We start from the raw sequence: 12,063 nt of genomic DNA, 5'->3' as shown, positions 1-12,063 counted from the left end.
GCCAGTAATAATCATATCCCTGGATGAGCTGGTAGGTAAATTCGGTAAAGCTGATGCCTGTTTCGCCTTCGATTCTTTTTTTCACACTGTCCTTCGACATCATGTAATTAACTGTAATATGTTTGCCGACATCCCGTATAAAGTCCAGGAAGCTGATTTCTTTGAACCAATCGTAGTTGTTGACGATTTCTGCTGAATTGGGTAATTCGGGGTTAAAATCCAGGAATTGTTGCAGCTGGGCGCGGATTCCTGCCAGGTTTTTGGCCAGGGTTTGTTCATCCAGCATTTTACGTTCTTCTGCTTTAAAGGAGGGGTCGCCTACCATTCCGGTGGCTCCACCAACCAGTGCAAAAGGCTTATGCCCAGCTTTTTGTAAGTGAATTAACAGAAGAATAGGTACCAGGCTGCCGATATGCAGGCTATCAGCTGTTGGATCAAATCCAATATAAGCGGCCGTCATTTCCTTATTCAATTGTTCTTCAGTTCCGGGCATGATATCCTGCAACATGCCTCTCCAACGTAATTCTTCTATTAAATTCATAAAAAATGCTGCAATTTGCAGCAAAACTAACGCAATCGGATTAGCCGGCGAAAGGCAATATTGCCCGGGTGGCGGCGTTATAGTCCATTAGCGAAATCTTTGCTTATCCTGAAAGTTGACAGATGAACCGAATAAACCGAGGAGTCTTATGTTGTCTTTTGATGATGCCGATGGCATTGTCAGCGCAGTTTCGAAAATATTCCAATGAATTCCTGAATATAGGTGCCGGAGCCAGGGGGCTTGCTATGGGCTCTGCACAGGTGGCATCCGTTTCCGACGGAACAGCCGGCTACTGGAACCCTGCCGCCCTGGTACACGTAAAAGGACAGGCACAGGTGAATATTATGCACGCGGAATATTTTGCCGGAATTGGCAAATACGATTATGCGAATGTGGCAATTCCCTTAAAAGACGGAAAAAGAACCATTGGTTTATCGGTACTGCGCTTTGCAGTGGACGATATCCCCAATACGGTTTTCCTGGTAGAACCCGATGGAACCATCAATTTTGACAATATTACTACCTTCTCTTCGGCCGACTATGCTTTTCTGTTCTCGTATGCCCAGGAATTGAAGGTAAACGGGTCTGCCGACAAAAAGCTGAACCTGGGTTTTAACGCCAAAGTAATTCACCGTAAAGCAGGTGATTTTGCCACTGCCTGGGGCTTTGGGTTTGATGCCGGCGTACAATATATAAATAAGCGTTTTCAGGCTGGTTTGGTTGCGCGCGATGTGACGACTACGTTCAATGCCTGGACCTACAATATCAATGACAAGATGCGCGAGGTTTTTTACGTTACGCAGAATGATGTGCCGGTAAAATCCAACGAACTAACGGCTCCGAAACTGATAGCCGGGGCATCGTATAATTTTAAGCTTAGTAAATCCATTAACCTGCTGGCGGAGGGAAACCTCGATTTTACCTTTGACGGCCGCAGGAATACCGTTGTCAGTTCCTCAGCAGTAAGTATTGATCCAAAAATCGGACTGGAAGCTTCTATGAAGAATGTATTCTTCATTCGAGCAGGGATCAATAATTTCCAAAAAGCACTGGACGATAACGACAGCACTTACCGCAAGAAAGTATGGATTTATCAGCCCGCTATTGGAGCAGGGTTCCGCATTCAGAATGTAATGATAGATTATGCATTTACGAATTTGGCCAACCAATCCAATCCTTTGTATACCCACGTATTTTCCTTAAAGCTTGACCTGGTCAAGAAAAACAAGAACAAGTAACAGCTTAGCATATGCGTATGAAAGGAGGACTTCAGTTGAATCGCAGGTTGATTATGCTGCTGGTAGTATTGGCCACCGCATTTTCGGCTGCAGCACAACCATACAACAACGAATGGATCGATTTTAGTAAAACCTATTATAAGTTTAAAGTTGGTGCCGACGGATTATACCGTATTCCTGCAGCCACCCTTCAGGCCAACGGGTTAAACAATATTCCTGCAGAACAGTTTCGTTTATTCCGCAATGGAAAAGAAGTTCCCCTTTTTACATCCGTACCAACTGGCCTGATGCCGGCGGATGGGTATATTGAATTCTGGGGACTTGCGAATGACGGGGAAACCGATCGGGTCTTATACAGGGAAGAGCAATTTCAGCACCGTACAAAGTATAATTTACATGCCGACACAGCTATGTATTTTTTGACGGTTGCACCAGGCGTTCAGAACAAACGCTTTGTAGCAATGAATAATGATGTAGCTTCCAATACCCTACCAGCTGAACCCTACTTCATGTATAAACTGGCGCGTGATTTCAAGGAGCGCCTTAATTCCGGTTTTGCAGCTGACCTGGAACAATATGTTTTCTCTTCTTCTTACGACAAAGGCGAGTTTTTTTCCAGCAGTGAAATACGCCAACGGATTACTCGTACCGATAACCAAACGAATCTCCGGGCTGCACCCGGAGGCCCCGATGCGCGGCTTTCTTTCGGGGCATTTGGAAATACTACCAAAACCAGAAGACTGCGGGTTGAACTTAACAGCACGCAACTCTATGAGAATTCAATGAATTTCTTCTCTGATCTACTGGCATCGGTTACCGTTCCCGCTAGCTTATTGGCTGGTGGTTCTGCTTCACTTGCTTTCACCAATGTTCAGCCACCTGCACCGCCTACCGGCCCTGATCCGTACCTGGATCGAATGGTGCTCTCTTTTTATGAACTAACCTACGCAAGAGAGTTTAACTTCAATAACCAGCGTACTTTTCCTTTTGAGCTGGAAGCACGTACCAATGGGTATTTCCTGGAAATCAGAAATTTTAATGCGGGCGGTATTGCTCCGGTACTCTATGACCTGGAAAACCAGGAAAGATATGTTGCTAATACACAAGTGAATGGTGTGTTGAGATTTGCCTTACCGGGTTCGGCTGTTGCACGTAAAATGGTGCTGGTAAGCCAGGCTGCCGCCACCGGGTATCCCATTACCATATCCACGCTTAGTTCTAAAACATTTACAGATTTTTCAAACCCTGGTTTACAAGGGAATTACCTGATCATCAGTCATCAGCAATTGATGAACACCTCCGGTGGATCCAATCCCCTGGAAGACTACCGCCAATACAGAAGCAGCGCTACCGGGGGCGGATTTACTGCTAAAATTTATGATATTGCTGAGTTAACCGACCAGTTTGCATTCGGACAGTACGGGCATCCGCTTTCCGTAAAAAATTTTATACGATTTGCGAGAGCAAATTTTTCCAGTCCCTTGCAGCATATTTTTATTGTTGGGAAAGGGGTTACCTATAATTATTACAGGTCTTCCACAACGGCGCTTCGTCCCCAGTTAACGGAATTGAACCTGGTACCCACATTCGGATTCCCCGGCTCTGATAACCTGCTAAGTGCTGCCTCCTCCAGTGATCCGATCATTCAAACACCTATCGGCCGCTTGTCTGTAATAAAACCTGTGGAAATTGCCGATTACCTTGAAAAGGTGAAGGAATATGAGCAGGAACAACGCACGATTTCAGGAAAAATTGAAGACAAGCTCTGGATGAAAAACGTATTACACGTAACGGGTGCCACAGATGCGTTGCTGGGTGTGCAGTTGTGTAATTATATGTCTTCCTACAAAACCATGATTGATGACACCTTAACCGGTGCCAGCGCCATTGTTTTGTGTAAAACGGCCAGCGGTCAGCAGGACGAATCCGGTTCGCTGATCATCCGTAGAAAATTTGAAGAAGGCATCAGCCTGCTTACCTATTTCGGGCACTCGTCTGCCAATACACTGGAGTTTAGTATTGAAGATCCTGAAGATTACAACAACAAAGGAAAATACCCGGTGTTTTCAGTGAACGGATGTTACGCAGGTGATTTCTTTCAATATTCAATTGGCAGGTTTCAGGTATTCGAGACCCTGACCGAAAAATTTACACTCGCTAAACAGAAGGGATCCATTGCGTTTATTGCCAGCACGCATTTTGGTGTAGTGAATTACCTGGCTGCTTACCTGAACTCATTTTATGGTCAGATCGGTAAAACAGATTACGGCCAAACAGTAGGGGTGGTGGTAAAAGATGCGTTGGCGGCTATGAAACAACGCTATTCTCCCATAGATTTTCTTGCAAGAGTTCATGCCGAGCAGGTGAGTTTACACGGAGACCCTGCACTTGTAATGAATTTTCAGGAAAAACCTGATTATGCAGTAGAGGAATCTACCATTGAAATAAGCCCTTCTTTTATTTCTGTTTCTGACCAGTCTTTCACAGCTAAAGTAAAATATTATAATATAGGTAAAGCAATCAATGATTCTGTTCATGTTGAAGTAAAGCGGGTTAATCCCGATGGTTCTGAACAATTGCTCTACAATCAAAAAAGACTTGCTCCTAAAATGGTTGATTCCCTGGAATTCAACCTGCCTATCGTTGCTACGATCCATAAAGGACAGGGTAGAATTGTGGTAAGCCTCGACGGCTTGGATGCAATTGCAGAAATGACCGAAGAAAATAATACGGCTTCTAAAACCTTCTTTATTTATGAGGATGAAGCCTCCCCGGCCTATCCGTATAATTATTCCATTGTGTCAGACCCGGCGCAGAAATTTTATGCTTCTACCGCCAATCCATTTAGTTCCATGAAGCAATATATTATGGAACTGGATACCACTACCAATTTTAATTCTACCCTTAAAAAATCAGTTACCATTAGTTCTGAAGGTGGTTTGCTGGAGTTTAATCCGCAAACTACATTTTTGGATAGTGTTGTTTATTATTGGAGAACCGCATTAGTTCCTGGCGAAGGCGGCGAATATATCTGGAACCTGTCCAGCTTTCAGTTCAGGAATAACGGGCAGAGCGGTTTTAATCAGTCGCACTATTATCAGCACAAAGAATCTGACCTGTTCCAGTTGAACCTGTCAGAGGGCAATAAATGGAGTTTTGGTACGAAAGTAAATACCATACAGGTAAGGCATGCCATGTATCCAACTTCCGGAACAGAGGACAGTGATTTCTCTATACTTATAAATGACGCGGATTATATCAGAAGTGCCTGCCTCGGCCGATCTCTAATTTTTACAGTAATTGATCCCAGGACTATGGTGCCCTGGAAAAACGTGGATGAGAACGGACAAAACCTCAACCGCTTTGGCAGTGCGTCTGCGAATTGTGCGCCCAGCAGAAACTGGAACTTTGAGTTTTCCTATATGACTGCGGCATCCAGAAAACTGATGATGGATATGATGGATTCTATCCCTGATGGATACTACGTAATCGTTCGTTCCTTTGATTACAGCAATCCCGCTTCCTTTAGCGCTACCTGGAGAGCTGATACCACGTTGTATGGTTCTAACAAATCGTTGTATCATAAGTTGCTGGCAGCCGGTTTTTCTAATATCGATGAGCTGAACGCACCGAAAACATGGGGGCTGCTTTATAAAAAGAATGATCCTTCTTTTGCACCACAGACAAGAGTGTCTGCCGGATTGTACGACCGCTTCTTTATTTCGTCCAACACACCTTCACCCGATTCCACAGGTACGATCAAATCTCCCTCCTTTGGACCGGCTAAAGCCTGGAAAGAGCTTCGCTGGAATGGAGCTTTTGTAGAAGCGGGTACTCCAGATCAGGTTACTATTCAACTAATGGGAGTAAATGCAACGGGTGGTTCTCCGGTTGTATTGAAAGAAATCAACCTGGAGGATAAAATTGTTGATATTTCTGATATCGACGCAGCCAGGTACCCTTATCTGCAGTTATTGATGCAGAATAAGGATGCGGTTAATTTCACTCCTTTCCAGCTCAGCTACTGGAAACTGATTTATGATCCTGTTCCGGAAGGAGCCATTGTTCCCAAACTCTACCTTTCAGTAAAAGATACCGTGGAGATCGGTGAACCGGTTCAGTTTGGTATTGCGTTTAAAAATATAACCAATATTGCCTTTGATAGTCTTAAGGTTAAAGTGTCTATTTCAGATGCCAACAATATAACCACAGAACTACCGGTGGTAAAACAAAAACCGTTACCCGGACAAGACACACTTCGGTTTAATTATACCATCGACACTAAGAAATACCCAGGTTTAAATACGCTGTATGTTGATTTCAACCCGGATTTTGATCAACCGGAACAATACCGCTTTAACAATTTCCTCTTCCGGAACCTGTACGTGAAAGGTGATGCTACCCATCCGTTGCTGGATGTTACTTTTGACGGGGTGCATATCTTAAATGGCGATATCGTTTCTGCTAAACCGAGGATACAGATAAAACTTAAGGATGAATCCAAATACATGTTGTTGGAGGATACGTCCCTGATGCGGATACAGGTAAAATTCCCGGACGGAACGATAAAAACCTATCGTTTTGACAGCGATACGGTTCGTTTTACACCCGCTGTTGCTGGAACAGATAATACCGCTACTATTGAGTTTACGCCTGCTTTCCTGCAAACCTTCGACCAGGAAACCGGTATGGATAGCTATGAACTCACTGTTGTAGGAAAGGATGCCAGCAATAATTCAGCTGGCCGTGCTGGTTACTCAATTGAGTTTAAGGTGGTCAATAAGCCAATGATCTCTAATTTATTGAACTACCCGAATCCGTTCAGTACGTCCACAGCCTTTGTGTTTACATTAACCGGAAGCGAGGTGCCGACTAATTTTAAAATACAGATCCTGACCGTTACGGGTAAGGTTGTACGTGAAATTACCGGCGAAGAACTGGGTCCATTGAGGATCGGTAGAAATATTACCGAGTACAAATGGGATGGAACCGATCAATTCGGTCAGCGACTGGCAAACGGCGTGTACCTGTACAGGGTAGTCTCTACGTTGAACGGTATGAAGATGGATAAGTTTAAAACCGATGGCGATAACACGGATAAATATTTTACCAGGGGATATGGCAAAATGTATCTGATTCGATGAGTAAAAAAACGAATGTATTGGTGGTTTTACTGGGTCTTTCTATAGTCGTTTATCTACCGATTATTACTAAAGGATTGGCTTCAGACGATTTTGGGGTCATGCATCGGATTGTATTCGGAAATATTTTCTACCTGGATGGGTTTTTCCGACCCTTATCAGATATTAGCCTGTACGTCTGTTATCTGATAGCTGGCTTTGATGGCTGGATCTATAACCTGTTCAACATTGTTTTACATGGCGCATCGGCTTATTTGTTGTACAGAACCTGCCTGTTGCTGTTTAAAGAAAACGAGCAAGCTGCTGTGATCTCCCGGACGGCCGCTGTATTTTTCGTTTTATACCCATTTCATAACGAATCAATTGTTTGGGTGGTGGGCAGGGCCTCGAACCTCTCTTGCTTTTTGGGGTTTAGTGCGCTCTATTCAGCGCTTGCCTACAGGCTGAGCGTGCCGCGAATGTTGCTTATCGGCCTCCTGTATTTTGCCTCCCTGAGTACGTATGAAACCACCATTACCCTGCCATTTATAGCCGCGGTATTTTTATGGCAGTTATATCCCACAGACAAAAGATGGATAAAAGGACTATGCCTGTTTGGGGGAGTAGCCGTTTTGAATTTACTGGTTCGTAGTTTGCTCGTAAAGGAAATTGTTGGCGAATATGGGGCCAGGATGTTTGATCCCTCCGTGCTTAATAACCTGGTAAAGTATTTAAAAACGGCCGGCCGTCTTTTCCTGCCGCCCATGGCATCGGCGTCTGCAATGACCGTACTGGCTGTTTTCGTTTTTGCCGTGCTTGGTGGAATAAGTATCCGTTTATGGAAGAAGACTTCGGTAAACCGACTTCAACTATTGGGAATAAGTCTGGCGGTGCTTTTTTCCGCGGCTATTCCTTTTCTTTTTGGCGTAAGCACCCGAACTATTGAAGGGGATCGCTTATTGTATTTTCCTTCTTACTTTTTATGTTGCTGGATCAGTTTTGTGTTGATAACGTGGATGGGCAAGCCCGGCTACCGGTGGATAAACATTGCAATAGCTAGTTATTTCCTGGTTTTTTTGCAGATCAATAATTTTACCTGGCGAAAAGCGGACCGGATAACCAAAACAATTCTGGCTGATATGGCGGCCTTACGTCCACAATACAAAAAGCTTTTAGTTCACCGTTTACCCGAGGAATACAAGGGCGCACATGTATTTAGGAACGGGTTTATGGAAGCCCTTCTGCTGAACGGAATTGATACCACCGGAATTCAAATAGCGACCTTTATGGATCCAATGGATATTCACCAGCAGGACCAGGTTTTTCTGCCTGAAGAAAACAGGCCGGGATGGGTCAGTACCCCCGAAATGCCTGTTATTTACTGGAATAATCGTAATATGGTTATTTTTAGATAGTTTACACGACGTTTGAGGGATAGTGTATGTATAAAGCGGGTGATTATATCTCAAGAGGAATGCGGTTTCTGAATAACCAGGTCCGGCCAGGCAATAAAAAGCTGTCCACCCTGATGATTTATGCTACCGATTTATGCGATTCGGCCTGTAAACATTGCCTGATCTGGGCAAAACGACCTGTTAATTTTCTTCCGAAAGAAAAAATCATAGAGGTAATGCAGAGTTCCTGTATTACTAAATCCACAAGTATTGGGCTGGAAGGGGGCGAGTTTTTGTTGCACCCGCATGCACTGGATATTCTGCAATGGTTTGCAGAACACCATCAACGATTTGACCTCTTATCCAATTGCCTGCAACCCGATCAGTTGATCGATGCCGTTAAGCGTTATCCGCCCCGGCACCTTTATATATCATTGGATGGCGATGCAGAAACCTATCTGCACATGCGGGGTAAACCTGGTTACGACAGCGTAATCAAGGTAATAGAAGAGTTGCATGACCGGCTTCCTGTTTCTGTTATGTTTACCCTGTCGCCGTATAATGATTTCACTGATCTTGCACATGTGGCAGGTGTTTGTAAGCGATACGGAATTGATATGCGCGTAGGTATATACAATGACATTGCTTTTTTTGATACCATTGATAAAGCGCATGATACGGCCATTGGTGCTCAGAAAGGAACCCCACCCTTGGTTTTCAAAGATGTCAGGAACCGGGATCATTCCGGGCAAAAACAGCCTGCGCCCTCTCCACTTGGGCTTAGCGGGCATGATTTCATACAGCAAATTCCGGAATCTGTGAAAGATTTCGCTGAAAACTACGATTTCATGGTATTGTACAATGAATGGAAGAAGGGGGGATTGAAAATGAAATGTTACAGTATTCTTGACAGCCTGGTAATTCTGCCAAATGGGGATGTTCCGATTTGCCAGAACCTGGATCTTAAAATCGGAAATATTTTCCAGGCCAGTCTGGATGAAATATTTAATGGTCCGGAAACACGCGCTTTACACAAAGAATATGTTCATAACTGTAACCAGTGCTGGCTTAACTTCCATAGAAAGTACGATGTTATTTTATACCGCAGTTTTGAAAAGTATTTTGGCAGGTCGGTTACTAAAAAAGTATTTGGTTATTACCAATGGGAAGAATCTGCTACTAAAACCTATGCTGAATTAATGAATCCTTCGGCTAAATAACTCAGGCTTGCTGTAGTTGATCAAGTAGTAAATACAGGGCTGATAAATGCCTGTATTCTGCTTCACTGGTTTCCTGCTGTTCTGTTGCATTAAAAAAAGATTCGATTGCCGGGTAAAAGCCCAACTGGTTGGCACTGTGCTGCTGAAAGGACGGGATGGAACTATTCGGTTGCAGATAGCTCTTTTTTTCGATAGCCTGCTCCATTACTTTTTCCATAGGAACGCCAAAAAGTTGTGCGGGTTTTTTGTATTTAATCAATTCTGAAGGATAGTTGGAAACTATGGTAGCATCGGGCTGATTTATTTCCAGCACTTCTTCACTATTGTTCCAGCTGTACATAGTTGATAATTCCAATAACCCTTTTATGCCTGCATGATTCAGCTGAATAAAAAAAGTTTCGCCGGCAGCCTGTTTAATTTTCGAAACATGCTCAATTGTTGCAGCCCCGAAAAGGAACAGACAATAATCAATCGGATGGATAAACAGTTCATATAAAGCATTTCCTTCGGGGTAGGCACCAATCCGGTATCGATACTGGTAACTAAACGGTTGCTGCATGATTTTTTTGGTAAGCCGGGCTATGGGTGCATACCGGCGTTGAAATCCTACCCGAAGCACACTGGTCATGGCTGCGCCAAGCACGGCATTTAACTCGGTTGTAGCATAACCCAGTGGTTTTTCGGCATAGACAGATTTACCTGCCTGTAAAAGTTGTTGAACAATGGTTGCCTGGGTAGCAGGCGGAGTGGCAACGAATACACCCCGGATGGAAGCATCGTTTAAAATATCAGTAAGTTTATCCGTTCCTCTGCAACCAGCAAAACGGCTGGCTGCATTTTCAGCATTTGACAGCGTTTTGGTGCAAATACGTGTAACCGGAATACCGAGATGCCAGATACAGGGATATAACTGCGTGGTGGCATGTTCTCCTGCACCTATGATTGCATATTTATAGTTGGTTGTTGAGCTCCGTTTGAGAAAACCAGCCCGTTTAATTGCCCTGTATTTACTGATCAAAGACTTTATCATAACTGCGTATACCAGGTAGACTAACCCAATGGAAATTTCTTTAAATTTATAACTTCGGATTTAATAGGTAATAAATAATTCTTTATTGGGAAATTCTTTCAAAATCGAGCCTGGCCTATTGCAGGCATTCATCCGGCAGGTAAGGCAATGTAAGCCAGCGGAGATGGCGTCAACAAGCTACGAACAGGCTTATTTTCTACACCTACAGGCTCATTTGGAATACTATACAGCGATCTATTCTTCGATTTTAGGAGAGGCGCTGTATCTGACTCCTAAGCCTTTAGCTGATTTGCGAATCATCGACTATGGTGCGGGAAATGGAATGCAGGCCGTTTTTCTCAAATATGTAGGAGTGGGGCAGGTAGTAGTAAACGATTTAAACGAATCCTGTATTACAAGTTGTAAAGCGTTGGCAACAGCACTGAACCTTGAACTTGATGGTTACTTGCAGGGAGATGTCTCCGCCCTGGAAAAAATTAACCAGCCGATGGATGTATTGTTATCAACCGATGTAATTGAGCACATATATGACCTGGATACCTGTATGCAGGAAATGAGGCGTCTGCAGCCCGGTATGCTGGCTATTTTTACCACAGCCTCTAACCCGTTTAATAAACTAAAGGTCCGGCAGCTCAGGCAACTGCAGCACCGGGATGAGTTTATCAATTCGGCCGATCCGCTGGAAGAGGGAAAGAACGCTTACAAAATGCCTTATTTTAAACGGCGCGCCCAATTGTTGGCAGAAAATTATGCCGTATTATCTGAAGAGGAGATCGAGTTGTTGGCTACCCGCAGCAGGGGGTTGCGAAAAGACGATATGTTCAAACTAACGGCCCACTATTTACAGGGAGGAAACCTGCCGCTGCAAGCGGTAGCGAAGCACAATACCTGTGATCCGGATACGGGTAACTGGACAGAGCGGATACTCCCCATGAATGCTTATAAAGAATTGGCGGATAAAGCGGGTTATTCTTTTTATGCAAGCTGCGGCTTCTACAATCAAAATGGAAATGTTGTTCTTTCCTGGATAAAAAGAACAGCGAACTATTTCATTAAACATTTCCCATTTGCCGGAAAATTTATGGCGCCCTACCTGGTGCTGGTTTTTAAACCGGTAAAAACACCGGTATCAATCCTTGAGCATAAGTAAAATGAAATGTGGGCTTGTTTGCAGCGTATCGGCCGGTATAGCTTTTTGTAAAAGAGGTGCCGGCGCGGATAGGGCAGGCGGATCCTGGTTTATCAACAGGAAATTTTTAGTGGGGGTATGCAAGAACCTGGTGCTGTCATTCATTGTTTCGGTACGGATAACCTGTTGGTCAAATTTCAAAAAGTATTCTGTCATTTCGCTGGTAAACGAATCATTGGTGTATAGGGTAGCGTGTTTAAGACCTATATTTTTCATGTAGGACTGAAGGTGCAGGATCAATTGCTTGTGTTCGGTAAACTGCGGATAAGTAGGTTTTATAAAGTCATAAACAGGACGTACCAGGAAGATCCCTGCCAGTATTACAGGATAT

8 protein-coding genes are annotated in these 12,063 nt (G+C 43.9%); 5 read left to right on the top strand and 3 right to left on the bottom strand.

What is annotated here, in order from left to right; translation table 11 throughout:
* Positions 1 to 541, bottom strand: a 541-nt coding sequence (tyrS, locus tag A1D16_RS15225) for a tyrosine--tRNA ligase (protein ID WP_290711017.1), incomplete at its 3' end; no start/stop codon positions are given.
* Positions 542 to 711: 170 nt separating this feature from the next.
* Here tyrS and A1D16_RS15220 point away from each other — a divergent pair.
* From A1D16_RS15220 to A1D16_RS15205, 4 genes are read left to right on the top strand one after another with little or no spacing between them, the layout of a single operon-like run.
* Positions 712 to 1,779: a PorV/PorQ family protein gene (locus A1D16_RS15220; protein ID WP_290711015.1), complete on the top strand. Its 1,068-nt coding sequence runs from the start codon at positions 712 to 714 to the stop codon at positions 1,777 to 1,779.
* A 17-nt stretch (positions 1,780 to 1,796) separates the two neighbouring features.
* Positions 1,797 to 6,923, top strand: a complete 5,127-nt coding sequence (locus A1D16_RS15215; RefSeq protein WP_290711014.1) for a C25 family cysteine peptidase — start codon at positions 1,797 to 1,799, stop codon at positions 6,921 to 6,923.
* On the top strand, positions 6,920 to 8,314 hold the full coding sequence (locus A1D16_RS15210) for a hypothetical protein (RefSeq protein ID WP_290711012.1): 1,395 nt from the start codon (positions 6,920 to 6,922) through the stop codon (positions 8,312 to 8,314). The genes A1D16_RS15215 and A1D16_RS15210 overlap by 4 nt, the downstream gene beginning before the upstream one ends.
* Before the next feature lie 59 nt (positions 8,315 to 8,373).
* Positions 8,374 to 9,513 (top strand): radical SAM protein, encoded by a 1,140-nt coding sequence (locus tag A1D16_RS15205; protein ID WP_290711009.1) that lies wholly within the window; start codon positions 8,374 to 8,376, stop codon positions 9,511 to 9,513.
* A gap of 1 nt (position 9,514) precedes the next feature.
* Here the strand turns inward: A1D16_RS15205 and A1D16_RS15200 are convergent, their stop codons facing one another.
* Positions 9,515 to 10,543: a Gfo/Idh/MocA family oxidoreductase gene (locus A1D16_RS15200; protein WP_290711008.1), complete on the bottom strand. Its 1,029-nt coding sequence runs from the start codon at positions 10,541 to 10,543 to the stop codon at positions 9,515 to 9,517.
* 163 nt (positions 10,544 to 10,706) lie between these two features.
* Here A1D16_RS15200 and A1D16_RS15195 point away from each other — a divergent pair, with 163 nt between their 5' ends.
* Positions 10,707 to 11,693, top strand: coding sequence for a class I SAM-dependent methyltransferase (locus tag A1D16_RS15195; RefSeq protein WP_290711006.1), 987 nt, complete (start codon positions 10,707 to 10,709; stop codon positions 11,691 to 11,693).
* Here the strand turns inward: A1D16_RS15195 and A1D16_RS15190 are convergent.
* The coding region (locus A1D16_RS15190) for a hypothetical protein (protein WP_290711004.1) at positions 11,673 to 12,063 on the bottom strand (391 nt) is incomplete at its 5' end. The genes A1D16_RS15195 and A1D16_RS15190 overlap by 21 nt on opposite strands.

This window comes from Flavihumibacter sp. CACIAM 22H1 (assembly GCF_001601815.1).
Lineage (GTDB): Bacteria > Bacteroidota > Bacteroidia > Chitinophagales > Chitinophagaceae > Flavihumibacter.
The sequence above is the reverse complement of the archived record's forward strand: the minus strand, read 5'-3'. Positions and strand labels throughout refer to the sequence as shown.

Excerpts from the sequence above, each read along its gene's own strand:
- A1D16_RS15220 (WP_290711015.1), top strand. The coding sequence starts at position 712 with ATGGCATTGTCAGCGCAGTTTCGAAAATATTCCAATGAATTCCTGAAT.
- A1D16_RS15215 (WP_290711014.1), top strand. The coding sequence starts at position 1,797 with ATGAAAGGAGGACTTCAGTTGAATCGCAGGTTGATTATGCTGCTGGTA.
- A1D16_RS15210 (WP_290711012.1), top strand. The coding sequence starts at position 6,920 with ATGAGTAAAAAAACGAATGTATTGGTGGTTTTACTGGGTCTTTCTATA.
- A1D16_RS15205 (WP_290711009.1), top strand. The coding sequence starts at position 8,374 with ATGCGGTTTCTGAATAACCAGGTCCGGCCAGGCAATAAAAAGCTGTCC.
- A1D16_RS15200 (WP_290711008.1), bottom strand. The coding sequence starts at position 10,543 with ATGATAAAGTCTTTGATCAGTAAATACAGGGCAATTAAACGGGCTGGT.
- A1D16_RS15195 (WP_290711006.1), top strand. The coding sequence starts at position 10,707 with ATGGCGTCAACAAGCTACGAACAGGCTTATTTTCTACACCTACAGGCT.